The sequence below is a fragment of the Mycoplasma sp. NEAQ87857 genome, from assembly GCF_009792315.1.
In the GTDB taxonomy this organism is placed as follows: domain Bacteria; phylum Bacillota_I; class Bacilli_A; order Mycoplasmatales; family Metamycoplasmataceae; genus Mycoplasmopsis.
In genome coordinates this window covers 46,981-65,043 of the sequence record NZ_CP045542.1, presented here as the reverse complement: position 1 = coordinate 65,043, position 18,063 = coordinate 46,981, and the positions used below count along the sequence as shown (strand labels likewise).

13 protein-coding genes are annotated in these 18,063 nt (G+C 25.9%); all 13 read left to right on the top strand.

Annotation, left to right across the window (positions count from 1 at the left end):
• Window positions 1–56 precede the first annotated feature (56 nt).
• The 13 genes from GE118_RS00250 to GE118_RS00190 all read left to right on the top strand — a co-directional run bounded on the left by GE118_RS00250 (window position 57) and on the right by GE118_RS00190 (window position 17,923).
• Window positions 57–1,985, top strand: coding sequence for an alpha-amylase family glycosyl hydrolase (locus tag GE118_RS00250; RefSeq protein WP_158763468.1), 1,929 nt, complete (start codon window positions 57–59; stop codon window positions 1,983–1,985).
• A complete protein-coding gene (locus GE118_RS00245) occupies window positions 1,985–3,937 on the top strand; it encodes an alpha-amylase family glycosyl hydrolase (RefSeq protein ID WP_158763467.1) in 1,953 nt (650 codons plus the stop codon). Before GE118_RS00250 ends, GE118_RS00245 begins: the two co-directional genes overlap by 1 nt.
• Before the next feature lie 96 nt (window positions 3,938–4,033).
• Window positions 4,034–4,480, top strand: a complete 447-nt coding sequence (locus GE118_RS00240; protein ID WP_158763466.1) for a hypothetical protein — start codon at window positions 4,034–4,036, stop codon at window positions 4,478–4,480.
• A 52-nt stretch (window positions 4,481–4,532) separates the two neighbouring features.
• A complete protein-coding gene (locus GE118_RS00235; protein ID WP_158763465.1) occupies window positions 4,533–4,862 on the top strand; it encodes a hypothetical protein in 330 nt (109 codons plus the stop codon).
• Window positions 4,863–5,017: 155 nt separating this feature from the next.
• Entirely contained in the window at window positions 5,018–7,003 is a 1,986-nt protein-coding gene (locus tag GE118_RS00230; RefSeq protein ID WP_158763464.1) for a hypothetical protein, read from the top strand.
• Between the two features lie 566 nt (window positions 7,004–7,569).
• Window positions 7,570–10,632 (top strand): ABC transporter permease subunit, encoded by a 3,063-nt coding sequence (locus GE118_RS00225; RefSeq protein ID WP_158763463.1) that lies wholly within the window; start codon window positions 7,570–7,572, stop codon window positions 10,630–10,632.
• Window positions 10,633–10,634: 2 nt separating this feature from the next.
• Window positions 10,635–11,588, top strand: coding sequence for a sugar ABC transporter permease (locus GE118_RS00220; RefSeq protein WP_158763462.1), 954 nt, complete (start codon window positions 10,635–10,637; stop codon window positions 11,586–11,588).
• Window position 11,589: 1 nt separating this feature from the next.
• Complete coding sequence (locus GE118_RS00215; RefSeq protein WP_158763461.1) at window positions 11,590–12,801, top strand: ABC transporter ATP-binding protein; 1,212 nt, start codon at window positions 11,590–11,592, stop codon at window positions 12,799–12,801.
• Entirely contained in the window at window positions 12,801–13,535 is a 735-nt protein-coding gene (locus GE118_RS00210) for a hypothetical protein (protein ID WP_158763460.1), read from the top strand. The genes GE118_RS00215 and GE118_RS00210 overlap by 1 nt, the downstream gene beginning before the upstream one ends.
• Before the next feature lie 363 nt (window positions 13,536–13,898).
• A complete protein-coding gene (locus GE118_RS00205) occupies window positions 13,899–14,405 on the top strand; it encodes a hypothetical protein (protein WP_158763459.1) in 507 nt (168 codons plus the stop codon).
• Window positions 14,406–14,434: 29 nt separating this feature from the next.
• Entirely contained in the window at window positions 14,435–15,181 is a 747-nt protein-coding gene (locus tag GE118_RS00200; RefSeq protein WP_158763458.1) for a hypothetical protein, read from the top strand.
• Between the two features lie 81 nt (window positions 15,182–15,262).
• Window positions 15,263–17,026, top strand: coding sequence for an alpha-amylase family glycosyl hydrolase (locus GE118_RS00195; protein ID WP_158763457.1), 1,764 nt, complete (start codon window positions 15,263–15,265; stop codon window positions 17,024–17,026).
• Window positions 17,027–17,254: 228 nt separating this feature from the next.
• Complete coding sequence (locus tag GE118_RS00190; RefSeq protein ID WP_158763456.1) at window positions 17,255–17,923, top strand: GntR family transcriptional regulator; 669 nt, start codon at window positions 17,255–17,257, stop codon at window positions 17,921–17,923.
• The last annotated feature ends 140 nt before the right edge of the window (window positions 17,924–18,063 follow it).

Genomic DNA, 18,063 nt, shown 5'->3' with positions numbered 1-18,063 from the left:
TAGTAAGTGTGGAAAAGTGCTAAAAAATTGGTCAAAACTTGGAAACACAGGAAAATATGAAAAAACTTTTCAGTAATTTTTATAAACTTAAAAAAATATTATTATCATCCTTAGTTTTAGGTTCAATGACATCTGTAGCATTAGTTGCTAGTTGTATTGATCAAACAAATCCTAATTTAAATAAAGCTTTATCAGTAGTGGAACCAAAAAATAAGCAATTTAAAGAATGAGGAGATGATAGTTTTTTACAAAAAGTTAATTTAAACGATCTTTCATATCAAAAACAAGCAGATCAAGTTCAATTTATTGCTCCATTTAATAAAGAAAAAGCTCAATCTCATGTAATGTATCAATTAACTGTTTATTCATTTGCTGATGGAAATAATGATGGTATTGGTGATTTTATTGGTTTAAAAAATAATTTAGATTATTTTGTCAAACTTGGTATTGATACGTTATATCTTTCACCAATATTTCCTGCAAGTTCTTATCATGGATATGATGTTGTGGATTATGTTGATGTAGCTCCTGAACTTGGAGGAATGCAAGCATTTGATGAATTTTTAATTGCTGCTCATCAAAATGGTATTAGAGTAATTTTAGACGTACCATTTAACCACACTTCCTATGAGCATCCATGATTCCAAAAAGCTCTAGCAGGAGATGAAAAATATCAAAAATATTACACCATTCATAAAAAACCAAGTCATAAAAATTTAGAAAGAAAAGATAGTTTGGAAGTAAGAAAACTATTTTTTAACTTTAAGGAAAATATTCCAATTTCAAATTTATATTGAGATTCATTTTTCTGAGAAGGAATGCCTGAATTGAATTTAACTAATAAAGATGTTAAAAAAGAAATTGAATATGTTCATAAATATTGAGCTACTAAAGGGGTAGATGGTTTTAGATATGATGCTTTTGAGCACTTTTTTGATCGAAGAAAATCTAATATTATAGTTTTTGATGAACAAGACAAAGAAGATAAAACAGTAGACATTATTAGTGATTGAAAAAAAGTTGCTAATAAAGCAATAGAAAACAATCATCCAGATCAAAGATCTTCTAGCAATTTCTTTATGTTTGGTGAGTGATGATCTAGTGTTGTACAAGCTAAACCATTTTTTGGTAATTTCTTACATAATGCATTAGATACAGTTATTGATGGCCAGTATTTTAAAGGTAAATATAATTCAGTTTATATTTCTCCTAATGATGAAATGAACCTTCTAAATTCAATTGGTTCAGCAAAATGAATGCCATTTTTAGACAATCATGATATTGAACGCTTTATCAATGAAGTTAAATGAAACTTTAGTCGTAAAGGTCAAAAAGATGCTGTAACTAATAAACCAACTACTTTAAAACCTTCAGAAATTGGTGCTTATGAATATGCAATGACTTCATTATTATCTAGAGGAGGATTACCTACTTTATATGATGGTAATGAAATCTTAATGCAAGGAGGACCAAGATCTGGCGAAGGAAATGGTGATTATAACATTAGAGAATCATTTAACTGAGGTGATGAAAATAAAATAGTTTATTTTAAAGAACGTAAAAGTCAAGATTTAATATCTAAGCGTGCTTCAGTAGCTGAACCTACTATTGAACAAATGATGCAAGATCCTAATTCTAGTTATAACTTAGTAGCTAAAATAAATAAATTAAGAGCTACTTATCCTTCAATTAAAGATCAAGCAATTAAAAATATTGCTCAAGTGGATGAAGTATTTAAGGATGCACCTTCTTTAGCGTATCAAAATATTACTGTTAGAAAAAATGATGATGGTAGTTTTATAGTTTTTGTTTATGGTTATGAAGATGCTAATTTATTTAAAGAAACTAAGAACTTAGTTTTAAAAGATAACTTAAATATTGCTCAAGTTTTTATTAATAAAAACTTGAATATTAAAAACAATACTATTTCAAACTCTTTAAATCATTATTTAGCTGTTTTTAAAGTAGATAATAAAGGAGCATAATGATAAAAAATAAATTTAAAAAATTAATATCAACAATTTTAACCATATCAACTTCAGTTGCAGTTTTACCAATTGTAGCTTGTGTTAACAAAAAACCATTAAATTATGAAGGTGTATTTGGAGATCAATCTTTTGTTGCAAGTGTTAGACAAAGAAATATAAATCATTTAGACTATATTCCTGATGCAGAACATGTTAAAGCAATTGCTCCATTTAATTTAAAGGCTAAAAAATCTAATGTAATGTATCAATTATTGGTATATACCTTTGCTGATGGGAATAATGATGGTATTGGTGATTTTATTGGATTGAAAAATAATTTAGATTATTTTACTAATTTAGGTATTGATATTTTATATTTATCACCAATATTTCCCGCAAGTTCTTATCATGGATATGATGTTATTGATTATTTAGATGTAGCTCCAGAACTTGGAGGAATGCAAGCGTTTGATGATTTTTTAATTGCTGCTCATAAAGCAGGAATTAGAGTAGTTTTAGATGTACCATTTAACCACACTTCTTATGAACATCCATGATTCCAAAAAGCACTAAAGAGTGAAGGATATCGTGATTATTATTTCTTTGGTCCTTTACCAAGTAAAGTTACTTCAAATTTTGGTGCTCCAGTTTCAACACCTATACGTACAGGAGTAGATAAAGGAATCAGATCAGGTTATTATAATATTGATAATAGAAAATATGTACCTGATACTAATCAAACTTATGCTGCTTGATTTTGATCAGGTATGCCAGATTTAAATCTTGAAAATGAATCTTTACTTAAACAAATTGATGCAGTTCATAAGTTTTGAGTAACTAAAGGTGTTGATGGTTTTAGATATGATGCTTTTGAACACTTTTTCCCATCAAGCTACAGTGATACTTCACCATATCATAGCATTGATGAATTTGGTTGAAGAACAGTAAAATTGTTCAAAAGATGAAGAAAAGTAGCTAACTTAGCACTTAAAAAACGTCAAGAATCAGGTATAACTAATGCTTCAAATGATACTATAATGTTCGGTGAATGATGAAGTAGTCCTATTGATGATCGATCTAAATCGTTTTACTTTGATGACTTTTTGGAAAAACCAGAAAAAGCTTTAGGTTCATTAATTGATGGTCAACATTGAAAATTAAATTGAAATGTAAGTATTAATGATGGTGAAGAAACTTATTTAAAAAATATTTTAAATAATAATGAATCAAAATGAATGCCATTTTTAGATAACCACGATGTACCTAGATGAATTAGCAACTTTAAACAATATTTCTCAAAAGAAATTATCACTGAAAAACCATTTAAACTTAATGCAGATCAAGTTGGTGCTTATGAATACGCTATTGCTTCATTATTATCTAGAGGTGGATATCCTACTTTATATCAAGGTAATGAATTATTGATGCAAGGTGGAGATAAAGATAAAGGTGATAAGTATGTTAGAGAAGCTTTTTATTGAAAAGACAACAATAAGAAAGTTAAATTCCACGATAGAAGAAATTCCAATGATCTAATTGACACTTATACTTCTAAGGGTATGGGATATGTTGAAGATATGATTAAAGATCCTGATTCAGCATATAATATGACAAGAAAAATTATTGCTTTAAGACAAGAATTCCCTTCAGTTAGATCGCAAGAAACCAAGTATATAGCTAACCCAAATGAAGTGGTTGATTTTGGTAAAAATGCTAAAGATGATATTAGATATGATGAAACTACTTTACGTAGAAATGAAGATGGAAGTTTTATATTAATTGTATATTCATGAGGTAATAGAGAAAAAGCTAATTTACATATTAAACCAGGATATAAAATTGAAAAAGAATTTTTAGCAATTAATTTAAAAACTTCAGAAACAAATGCTCAAGGAACAATAATTTTAGGAACTAGTGATCCTAAAAATCGTAATTGTAGAATTGGGGCATACAAAATTGTGAAATCTTAATCTTGTCTATACAAGTAGATTAGCAATTTAATAATATAAGTTTAAGAAATATAAAAAACAAATAAATGGAATTAATTTTATAATTATAAATAGGAGATGAGAAAGATTAAATTAAAAAAAGTTCCTTTTAGAACAAAACTTAGATGACTCTTTTTAGGAAAAAGGCCCCTAGAAAGAAAGTATATGCCTAAAATTATGGAGTACTTATACTTAATGTTTAATAATGTATTGGTACTAATAGCTACTATTACAATGATATACATGCTAAATCAAAATTGGAATAGTGAATTTAGTTTTGGGTTTAATTTTTTAAAATTACTCAAGCAAGATTGATGATTTAAGTTTTTAGCAACATCAATATTTATTTTATATATAGTAAATATTTTGTTTAATATGCATATTTATTACATTTTGAGTAAAACGGAATTTAATAAATGAATTGGCATTGTTGCTAGTGTTTTAAGTTTTGTACTTTTTTTATCACCGCTAACTATTTTATTTGCAATAGTAGCTTATGTTAAAAATGAAATCGCTTTTGAATAATTTAATCCTCCTTTATATAAATAATTTTCATTCAAATTAAGGAAAAAACATTATGAAGAAAAATAAAAAAATTTTAACTAGTTTATTAACTGTTGGTACAACCTTAGCTGTAGCAGGATTATCAGTATCATGTGCAAAAGCAAATCCATTTTCTACTAGCAAGGAAATTTTAATTGCTGTTGATGGTGCTCAACAAAAAATGTATGACAAAGCTGAAGAACTTTTTAAACAAACAGAATCTTATAAAAAAGGTTACAGAATTAAAAGAGTTAACAAAGGTGTATTTGATGCATTAAACTTTGGTGCTAGCACTGTTGGGGTTACTGATCCTAACCAAGTTCCTGATATTTTTACGCACCACATGATAGAGTTACTGATTTAGTTGCTGGTAATGCGGTTTTAGATATATCAAAATGGGACCCAACACTTTTACCTGAAATTGAGAAAGAAACAGGTGCTACTGATGCTGAAAAAGCAGAATTAAACAGATTTGGTGAAGTACCTGGTCAACAAAATGATGCAATTGTTAAAAAATTCATGTCAATTAGACATAACACTGAAGGTATTGTATTAGCAAGTAATTTAGATACAACAGAAACAAGAAATGACTTAAAAAATGCTACATTAGAAAAATTAGTAGAAGAAGGAAAAGCATTAATCAACGTTCAAAACTGATGATTTGGAAATGGTTCATTTGCTGGAATCAAACCAGAATTAATTAAAAAAGTTTTATATAAATCTGAAAACGGAATCTCAAGTGGATGATTAAAAGGTGATTCAAATCACTCAGAATTTATGAATTCACTTACACCATTACTTAAGTTAATGTACCCAATTTGAAACGCTGTTTATAAAATGAGTGACGCTGAATTTGCAGGAAGTGTTTGAGGACAAAAAGGAATTACTAAATCTGACCTAAAATCTTCATTAAGTAGTGATGGTAATGCTGTTAATAACTCTGTATGATCTTTAATGAAAGATGGAAAAATCAATTATTCACTTGTTGGATCATGAGATATTTTAAACGTTCAAAAAACAGCTAATGCTAAATCATTCTTTATTGTTCCTGAATTAAGAGCAAATGATCCTTACTTACAAGCTCCAGGATTCTGAAGTTATTTAATTAACGTTAGAAATATTCAAGCTGTTCCTGACAGAAAACAAGCTTTTAAAGAATTTTTAAAATGTGTATTTAGTAACGATGCATACTTTGAATACTTCAAATCAGATGCTAAAGTTCCATTTGTTAAAGCTGCTCAAGAAGCTGTTGAAGCAAAACAAAATGTGGCAGCACAAGCTATTCGTGAAGAATTTAGAAATTTTATTAAAGAATTAGGTTGAGTGAAAAAAGATGAGGGTTCTGATAAAGAAGTTGCTGATGTTAATTCATTCTTAACAGAATACAAAAAATCAATTCAACCTTATGATGTTTTAACCAAATATGTAAACCAACAATCTACTTGAGGTAAAGATGGTTATAAAGCAACTGACCCACAAAACCCATTAGATCCATCATATATTATTTCTCATGATAAATGAAACCAACAACCTATAGAAGGTATTCTTTCTCAAGAAGATACAACTAAATTAAACGAATCATTTGGTGATGGATTACCATTGAAAAATGCTCTTGCAACAATCTTTAATACAACAATGTCTAACATTGAACTTAGTCCTGAAAGACATTGATTAATCAACAACAACCTTCTTAGAGTAGATGCTAAAACTAATGAACCAGTTTATCTAATGAAAGACCCTGAAAATCCAGGTCTACTTAAATATAGATCAATTATTAATTCTGGCGATAAAAAAGAAGGTTTCCACATGAGATTGGTTGAAAAACTAATATTTGGAGTTGATGGTGATAACACCAAAGAAGCTTTCTTAAATAGATTAACAAATATCGTAAGATCAGACGATGCTAATCAACAAATTAGTGCTTTAATCGAAAAATCTGTTAAAGATGCTAAAGAATTTGCACAAGGTGTATTAAAATCATTCCCTAAAGAAAACACTCCAGAATACACAACATATCAAGAAAATCTTAAAAAAGCTATTACTTTATACCTTAACGATTACTTAAACGATGCTAAAATTAGAGCTAAAGGACAAGAACTTTTAGATGGTTCTCCAATGTTAAATGCAAAAGGTGAAGCAACTAAATATACTAAAGTTCAGGTAATTGATAGATATAATGAATATGACAGAACTTTCGCAATTAACAAATTATTCGATGTTTTAACTAGCGAAAAATCTCTTGAAGATAATGGATTAGGTGTATTCAAAACCCAAGAAGGAATCATCAATAACTACAACCCACAATATGGTGATGTGTGAGGTGCTTGAAACGAACAAACAATGGGTAACCTTGAGTTCTTAAAAGACATCCAAGCAAATAACGAACAAGAATTTAAAAAAGCTATTGAAGAAAAATTGAATACACAATTTAAAACATTAGTAGAAAAAGTTAATAAAAGTGATGTTGGTGTAACACTTGACTGAGGAAAAATACAATCAAAGTAAAGGTAAATAATAAAAACAAACTAACAATGTATTATCAAAAATTTAAAACAAATATTCAGAAAAATGAATTTTATGTTTTACTTTCTTTGATATCTTGCATTACTTTGCTCTTATTAATTTGAATGCTTTCGCTATTCTTGATCGGTATTACAAATACTGGTCTTGAAAATCATTTAAAAAGCACAAATCAAATAATTAATGAAAAAAATAAAGATAGTTTTGTAAAGTTCGTTTATATGGGTACTATACTTTCTTATATAGGAAACAGCTTAACTATCTTTTTTTTCTTACTTTATATATCTTTATTAAGAAACAAATTAAAAGCAGGATATCTATTTTTCATATTCTGAATTAGTATATTTATAGCTATTGCAGCAATACCTTATGTTTCTATAACAAGTTATGAATTACAACCTATCCAATACAAGATTGGTATTGGTATAACGATAAATAGCATTTTAATTGTGTTATTCTTGATTTATATGTTTATTAAATTTATAAATCAACGTAAAATGCACCATTATGAATGGTATAAAATACATGTAGCAAAAAGAAGGAGGTAGTATATGGATAAATTAAAACTGTATAACTGATATGGTGAATCCTTTGATCCTGTTTTACCAGAATCTAGCAGTAATTTAAAAAGTTATAAACATCAAGTTGATAATGTTTTTACACGTTTAAAAGACAATTTAAAAATTAATATATCAATTGAAAAAGACTTATACCTACGTGCTAGAACTAAAATCCAGGATAACTTAAAAAGAGAACTTGCTAGCCATTTAGTTGCTTATAAAAATAAAATCAAAGTTTTTAAAGATTCGATTAAAAAACTTGATTTTGTTGATAGTGATAAAAAAATTATTAAATATGAATTATCAAAACTTAAAAAAGATAAGCAAAACACTAAACAATACATAAAAGATTATATTTATTCATTAGAAAAATCAGCTGATGATTATCAAGACAAAGTCAATAATCTTCAAAAGATTTATAAAAGTACATCTTTATCAGAAAATATTACATTTCATAAATATTGTATTTTAAGCACTATTTTAATTTATATTAATAAATTTAATGATAGAGATTTTGATCTTAACAAAATAAATAAAGATTTATTACCAATTGAAAAAGAAATTTTAAGTCAATTAGATAATCCTAGTCAATATTTAAAAGACTTTTTTGATAAATTAGAAAAACAAAGAATTCATTTATTAAATAAAAGAAATGAATTGCTTGAAAAATATCAAAAAACTGAACAACTTCAATATGAACTTTATGAAAAAGAACGTAAAAACATCATTTTAAACGCAAATAAAAGAATTAATGAACTTGAGTTTGAGTTTAATCAAAAAATTGAAGCAGCTAGAATTAAATCTTATGAATACAAGCAAGAAGCTTTAACAAAAATTAATGCTCATAAGCAAGAAATTATTGCAGCAGATCAAGCAAATAAAGACAAAATTCAAGCAATTAAAAACCATGCTAAAGCTCAACAAACTAAATTAAAATTAGTTTACAAACAAAATATTAAAAAACAAAATTTAATATTCACTTTAAGAGTGTTTAAGGATTTATCAAGATTTTTAGAAAATCATAATATACCACACCAAAAAGTTGTGTTTGATTATAAAAAATTAAATGAAGAACAACTAATAAAAGAAATTCAAGCTCAAAAACAATATTTTGCAAATTTAACTGTTGATGATCAAAGAAAGAATCTTTTATTAAAAATCGCAGTTAAAAACTATTTAAGTAGTTCAAATATTAAAAGTTCTAAAAAAGGTGGATTAACCTTATTAAAATCACAATATCAAGAATTATTAGCAAATACTTATAAAGGATATAGCTATGAATATTTATTTAAAGAAGAATATTCAAAAGCTTTAAAAGATCGTTTTGTAGATGATTACAAAACTAGAATCAAATTTCTAAAAGAAAAAGTAATTGCTTTATATGAGTTAGAAACCTTAAAATTAGATAATGTTTTAATTAAAGAAAAACAAGAAAATAAAGAACAATTTGCTCTTATTGATAAGCAATATAAAGAAGATTTAAAAGAAGCAAAAAACAGAATTAAAAATAAAGAAATTTCAAAACAAGCATTTAAAAACAAAAAAATTGAATTAAAAATTAAATTGAAAGAATCTAAATATGAAATTAAACTACAATCAAGTTTCTTAAAAAATAAAGATATTTTAAGATCTCACTTTTTAAGAAAAAGAGCTGAAAACAAAATTAACAAAAAAATCTATGAAAGTAAAATTAATGAAGCACAAAAAACCATTCCTGTAGAATGTGTTAAACATCTAAAATGATATGCTCCATTATTAAGCTTAATACTTCCTGGATTACCTGAGGTTATTTGATTTAAACAATACCTTAAAGGTTCAATCATGTTATTTGTATCACTTTTATGCTGAAGTTTAGTAGTTCCGTTTTCTTTTGGAGCTTACTGAAATAAAATTGATGGTATTCAAGGTTTATTTACTTTAGGACATGATAAGTTTGATGCAGTTAATGGGGTATTTATTGATGCTAGATACTACTTATTTGGTGGTGTGGTATCAATTATCTTCATGACCCTTTTATTAATTTATTTCTTAGTCTCAGCTATTGGTAGTTATAGGGTAGCTAAATTCCTTCAACAGGGAACTAGACCAAGTAGATGAAGTCATACTAAAAGATGACTAAATACTTCAGGATTCCCTTGAATGATTTCCTTAGTAGGATGATTCTTAATGATATTCATTGTAGCTGCACCTGTAGTTACTTCTATCTTAATTTCATTTACTAACTTAGGATACTTACACAATGGTTCTACTCAAACTGTTGACTGAGTTGGATTAGAACAATGAGGTAAATGATGACAATTTAGAGATCTTAATTTAATTGGATCAATTGCTAATGTTTTTAGCTGAACAATTATTTGAACTATTGCTTCAACCATTCTTCCAATTTGTTTAGGTATTATTATTGCTGTTTTAACTAACAACAATAGACTTAAAGGGAAGAAAATCTTTAGATTAATCTTTATTTTACCTTGAGCAATTCCTGCCTTTGTTACATTAAGTTTTATTAAAAACATGTTTGTAGCAGGAGATGTTGGGATTGTTAACTTCTTGCTTAAAAATATTTTAGGAATACCAGGAAGAGCTTGATTAAATGAAATTACTACAGCTAGAATCTTAGTAATTATTGTTCAAACATGAATTGCTTATGCTTGAATCTTTATGTTAGTTACTGGTAATTTACAATCTATACCTAAAGATATTTATGAAGCTGGATCTGTTGATGGTGCTAAAGGAAAACACTTATTTGCTTATTTAACCTTACCATCATTATTATTAGGGATAGCACCTATGCTTATTGGACAATTTGTAGGAGCATTTAACAACTTTACTACAATTTCTATCTTTACAGGTGGAGGACCTGCTTTCCCTTACACAACACCATTTAACGAAGGTGCTACAGATATTATTATTTCTTGAGTTTATAAACTAACAACTGGTGGTGTACAAATCGTTGGTAACTTAGCGTTCTCAGCTGCATTAACAACTATTGCATCATTATTCAGTATTGGATTAGCAGCACGTGGATTTATTAAATCTATGTCTAGAAAGGATTAAGAATGTTTTCAAGTAGAAAAAGTTTTTATAAGTTTGCATTTGACAAAAAAGCAATAAAACCACATAAACTCGAGCCTAAAAGAATAAAATTCAACGAATCTGATACTAAACCACCTTCATTATTAGAAATTATTTGATTGTTTTTCAATTACATTATTTTAATTGTTTGAGCTATAGTAATTATTTTCCCAATTGCTTCATTAATTGTTGCTTCATTTAACGTTAATAACCCAAGGGTTGTTACCTTATTACCTTTTGAATTTGGTTTTAGCAACTTTACTTATTTATTTACCAATCCTACAAGTTACTATTTAACTTGATATGGTAATACTTTATATATTGCAGGAATTACAGCGATTGTTTCAACTGTAGTTGTTGCGTTAAACGCTTATGCTTATTCAAGATTTAAATTCGCAGGATCAAAACACTCGCTAACCATTATTATGATGTTACAAATGATACCTGCAACATCATCATTAATTGTGCTATATATCTTAGTACAAATGGGTGGATCTGTTGGTATTACACCAGTTTCTATGCTTGTTATTATTTATTCAGGTGGAGCAATTGCAGGAAATACCTTTATGATTAAAAGTTATTTAGATACTATTTCAACTGAATTGGATGATTCAGCAAAAATTGATGGATGTACTAACTGAGGATTATTCTTTAAAATTTTAATTCCAGTTATTCGTCCTGCGTTAATTATGGTTGCTTTATGAAGTTTCTTAATTCCATTTACTGATGTTATTTTACCTAAATTCGTTCTTATTAGTGATGAACAAAGAACCTTAGCAGTTGGTTTAAATAAATTTATTGATACTGAACCAAAACACGTTCAAGCAGGAGCTTATACAGCTGGTTCATTATTAGCTTCATTACCAGCTTTTGGTCTATTTATGTACCTTCAAAGATACATTGTTGGTGGATTGAGTGATGGAGCGGTGAAAGGATAATATGTTTTTTAAAAAGAATAAAAAAGAAGATATAGTTTTTGAACCAGTTGAATTAGACAATGGTTTTGAATTAATTGACATTGATAAAATGATTCAAGAGGTTGGAGAAAATTATAAAAATAATCAAGGTGCTCACATTAAATTAGTTAATATTTCTAAAAAATATGAAGGAAATGAAAAATATACTCTTAAAGATATTAATTTAGAAATTAAACCTGGAACATTCTGTATTTTCCTTGGACCTTCAGGTTGTGGAAAAACCACCTTATTAAGAATGATTGCTGGTTTAAACTCTATTACTAAAGGTGATTTATTATTTAATGATAAAAGATATAACAACCTTTTACCTAATGAACGTGATATCGCTATGGTTTTCCAATCATATGCTTTATACCCACATATGAACGTTTATAATAATATTTCATTTGGTCTAAGAATTGCTAAAGAGCGTAAAGATATTATTGACCGTAGAGTTAAAGATGTTGCTAAAATCTTAAGAATCGATGAGTATCTATATAGAAAACCAAGAGACCTTTCAGGAGGACAACGTCAAAGGGTTGCTATTGGTAGAGCTATTGCTAGAAAACCTCTTGTTTTCTTAATGGATGAACCTTTATCAAACTTAGATGCTAAACTTAGAGAAAGCATGCGTAGAGAAATTGTTAATATTCACCGTATGCTTAATACTACAAGTATTTATGTTACTCACGACCAATTAGAAGCTATGACAATGGGTAATCAAATTGTTGTATTTAACGACGGAAGCATTCAACAAAGTGGTACAGGTAGAGAACTTTATTTCAAACCCGCAAACATCTTTGTTGCTAAATTCATTGGTTCACCAACAATGAATACCTTTGATGCAAAATACATTGATGGATTAATCCAAACTGAAGGAAAAGTAATTCAATTACCTGTAGATGCTGATGTTAAATCTAAATTATCAAGTAATCAAGAATTAGTAGTTGGATTTAGAAGTGAAGATATTAAAATTCACAATAAAGAAGTTCAAGGATCTATTAGTGGAAAAATTACAAACATTGAGTTAATTGGTAAAGATCAATTAATAGCAGTTAAAATAGCTGAAGATATTGAGTTTATAATTAATGCTTCAAATAATGTTGAATATGAGTTATACACAAATGTCTTTATTTCATTTGAACAAGATAGAATTCACATTTTTGATAAAGAAACTACAAATAGAGTTAACTAATGACAAAAGAAAATCAAACCACCAAATTTAAATTTTCACAAAATTATAAACAAAGAAAATTAATATTATTAGCTATTACTCTTTTATCAATTCTTTCAATAATTTTAATATCAATTTTAATTGTTGAGTTTTACCAAAGAATTACTCAAGAGCTTGATTGATTAAAAGAGAACAAAATTTCTAAAGATATAAAAAATCAATTAACACCAAAACAAATTGAGTATTTTATCTATAAAAATTCTCCAAGTTTTCAATTAAAAGATGTTTTTACAGTGTTTAGTTCATTAATCATTGCTACTCAAGCATTATTATTAATATTAATCACTGTTGCACAAGTTTTATTATGAAAAAACAAATATAATGGTGATAAATTCTTTAAAACAATGTATTTATTATCAACTTTAGCATTTGCTTTTACATTTATTTTAATTTCAGTTCAACCAACTGAACCAAAAATCATTATTACAATTAAAGCATCTAATGCTGATGTATTTATTGATAAAACAATACTAATGGACAAAATGTCATATGCAATAGCATGAATATCTATGTTTGGTGCATTTAGTTCATTGATTTTAGCAATTATTGCTAAAAGAAAACTTGGATATTTAACCAAAGATATCTATCTAAATACAAGTTATGTTTCTACTGAATCAGATAAAAATCAAATTGATCATATTTTAAATAATATAACTAAAAAATACCAAAAAGTACAAACAAAATCAAGGGTTTAACCCTTGATTTTTTATATTTATTAAATCAAAAAGTATATAATTGTTGCAATTAAGCACTTATAATTATTTTTTTCATTTAATAATAAATTAAATTAAAATTTAAATAAAGATATTTAATTAAACTAAAAAGGATAAATATGATTAAGACTTGAATGGTATATGTGTATTTTGGTATATTTCTTATTTGAACATTAATTTTTGCTTTATATGTATGAAGTTTTAATAGATTTGATCATTTACTTAAAGTATTAAACAACTTTATTAATAGCGATCAAAAATTTAACAACATAGATAAAAGTTTTAAAGATGGTTATCAAATTCTTAAAAATTTCTATTTAAAAAATTATGTTAAAAAAACACTATATGTATTTATTTATTGTTACTTTGATACTTGGTTCTATAGGAATAACAATTGGTGCTATTGGTCTTAATACTAGTAAAGAATTAATGTTAATAATACCTAATGTAGCAGGTTGAAAAGAATCATTTTTTGTATTATTTTTTGGATTGTTTATGATTTTTAACATTTTATTTTTGGGTTTTTTAGAATTTAGAACATGCAAATCAATGAACAAAAATATTCAAAAAATTAACGAAATAGAATTTATTGAATTAGATAATTTTGATAATAATTTAAAAGTAAATTATAAAAAGTTTCTTAATCTAAATTGACCTAAAGCAAACCTTAGTGTTGGTTCATTTACTATTTTTGAAAATATTTGGTCAATGAAACTATTTAATAAATCAATTAAAGATGAAAAAGATAAACAATTATTATTTTATTTAATAATCTCAACTATATTATTTGATAAAAATATCGAATTAACTAACAAAATAAAAGAACAATTAGAAAGTGCTTACACTTTTTAACAAGGAGAAGAATATGGTCACATATCCAGTTGTATTTTTTTTATATAGCATTAATTGGGTTAAGTTCAGTTATAAACTTCTTTATATTTAGTAAATATAGAAATGCAAAAACACTAATAAAAGCATTTTCTGGTTTTATAGGAAGAAATAAAGATGTTTCAAAAATTGATAAGCATTATAAAGATGGTTTATTAGTATTTAAGAATTATTACTATCAAACATTAATTAAAAAATATGCTTTAGCAGGAATCTTATTTTTAATATCTGTTTTTTTAATAGGGATAATAATAGCGATTTTAGCTTTTGCAACAAATGACTTTAATCCCAAAATTGATTTAAATAACTTATTAATAACTCCAATAGAATCCTCTACAATTGATAAACAAACAACTTTTTTAGTATTAATGGTTGCTTTTGGTGAAATTATCCCTATTGGAGGAATAGTATGAAGCTTAAAATCTGATTATAAAAAAATTCAAGCAACATATAACGAAACTAAAGAATTAGAATTTAATCAAATTTATGTTTTTGATCAAAAACTTGAAGCAAATTATAATCAGTTTTTAACATTAAAACTTTCTAAAGTTAAAATAAAAACTAAAGATATACTAATACCTAAAAACATTTTATCCTTAAAAGAATTTGAAAAATCAATTAGCGATATCAAAGACAAACAATTATTATTTTATTTAATTACATCAACCATTTTAAATGATGATTTAACGCAAATTGATGAAGAAACTAAAAATAAATTACTAAGTGCTTATAACTTTTAGATAACAAAGACCAAAGGTCTTTGTTTTTTGATGCATCAAGAAATTACTATTATTTAATATTTAACTTTATAAAATAGAATTATGAAATTTTGATTAAACGATAAATATTATTTTAAAAAGAGATTAAAACAGCAATTAAAAAATGGATCAATTGCAATTTGAAATGATCCAAAATATAAAATAACCAACTTACCAATAGATTATAGAAATTTATATAAATTTGCTTTAAAAGCTAATAAATTACAAAATTATAAAAATACAAATATCGTATATCAAGTATTAGTTTATAACTATGCTGACGGTAACAATGATGGCATTGGTGATTTTATAGGTTTAACCAATAAATTAGATTATATTGATAATTTAGGTGTTGATCAAATTTGATTAAGTCCTATTCATCCTAGTTCTAATTATCATGGATATTCAGTAGTGAATTATTGTGATGTAGCTAGTCAATTAGGTGGAATGGATGCTTTTTTAGATTTTGTTAATGCTTGTCATGCTAGAGGAATTAAGGTTTACTTGGATTTAGTATTTAATCACACTTCTTATGAACATCCATGATTTCAAGAAGTTTTATATAACAATAATGAGCAATTTAAAGATTTTTATCGTTTAAATGTTGAATTTATTGATAGTGATACTAAAGTTGATTCAGCTAAACATCGTAGCAAATATCTTAATGTTGATCAAGCAAAAACAATTAATCAAACCAGTTATCTTGGTCGATTTTGAGAAGGGATGCCTGATTTAAATTTAGATAATCCAGCAGTAATAGAGCAATTAATAGCAATTCAACAATATTGAACTGCAATAGGGGTTGATGGATTTAGATATGATGCTATTCAAGAATTTTATTCTAGTGAATTAGAAACCAAAAATAACTTCAATGAAGCTAAAATTTTTAATTTATTAAGACAAGCAAGTAATAAAATCACAAATGAGCAAAATAGAGAAGAAGTATTTATGTTTGGTGAGTGATTAAATTCTAATTCAACTAAAGGATTAAAATATTTATCTTATAAAGATACTAAAGGTTTAGATACTATTTATGAAGGGTATAAACTTTTTAGACATAATCATAATTTAGCTATAGATCATTTAAAATTAAATGATCTAGTAACCAAATATCAAAAATATAATGCTAGTTTAATGCCGTTTTTAGATAATCACGATAGTGCTAGATGAATAGATAATTTTAAACAAAAAGCATTGAAATTTAATAAAAGTAAAATGCTAAAACCAATTAATAATCAAATTAAACAATACCAAGATCAAGCATTATTTGTGTTATTTGCTCTTCCAGGAGTTCCAATTATTTATTATGCTAATGAGTTATATTTTCAAGGAACTTGAAAATATGGAGATTTATCTTTAAGAGAACCTTTAAAATGAAAGGATCAAAATTATCTTTTAATCAAGGATAATTGTAATGATAAACAAATAGTGATGCAAACTCATTCATATACCAATGGTGATTTTGAAGATTGTTATAACCAAAGTAATGCAGTAAATTTAATCGAATTTATGTCTAAGTTAAGAACTAAATATCCATTTTTAGCATTAACTAATATTAATACTATTGCTGATTATGAATTATTTATTGATACTGAATTTATGGATAATTGCATAGCAAGAATTAATCCAAATAATAAAAATGAAATTTTATTATTTGTCTTTTGTGATTATAGAAATAATCAAACCACTTTTACTAAGATTTCAAGAGATTATTATTTTAAACCACTATTATTAAATAACGCAAAAAATAATTCTTGAAATATCGAAGTTAATCAAGGTGGTTATGCTTTATACTTAATTGAACCTAAGGATAAAGTTATTGAATAATAGATTTGTATAGTCATATTTGATTTCAAGAAGTTAATTTTACTCAATAAAAACCAAATAAAATAGTTTCAAAATATATTTATTTTTATATCAAAAACCAAACTTATACCATTTAAATACTAAGTTTTAAAAACTATTTAAGAAAGCACCAATTTATTAACTATATCTTATGCAATTATTCCCATAAAATATTGTTTATATAATCAAATCTTTAAGTATAATTTAAATATGGATAATAAAAAGAATAAGAGTACACAAATTGTTGAATATTTAATCGAATTAATTCAATCAGGTAAAGTACCAATTAATAAAATCATGCCTAGCGAACACCAATTAATGTATAAATTTGAATGTTCAAGAAATATTGTTGTTTCAGCTTATAAAAAACTAGAAACACTAGGAGCAGTATATTCTATTCCAAAACGTGGTCATTTTGTAGCTGAGAATTTTCATAATTTAATTAAACCAATGCAATTATTAATTAATGCTGATGAATGTTATGGTGATGAAATTTTTGGAGTTGATAAATTACCAGATTGAGCTACTGAAAAACATATTATTTTTGTTCAAGGGTTTAGAAAATTTGTTAAACAATATTATAAAGACAATGTTTTAATAGCAGAAAGCGACATTTTTATTTCTTTAAAAAACATTGATGAGTTTGAACCAATTAATTTAAGAAAGTCAATTACTGATTTATTAATTAACCGTAACGCTTTAACAAACGTTGTGTATGAAGTTTCGTTTGAAGAAGGAACTGAAAAATTTGGACTTAATCCTGCATTAACAGTTATTTTATTTGGTTATGATTTAGATAGTATTTCTATTGCTGCTAAATATTATGTTAATCCAAAATATTTCAAATTCTTCCATCAAGAATTCGCTTTAAATTATTAAAATAATCTATTTAGTTCTAATGTGCAAATTTGCACATTTTTTTATTTCTTTTTATTATGACTAGTCAAGTATGCTTGCAAGTTTTGATGGAGCAAGATAATAAAGTATAAAAAATAATATATATAATACTAATTTATAAT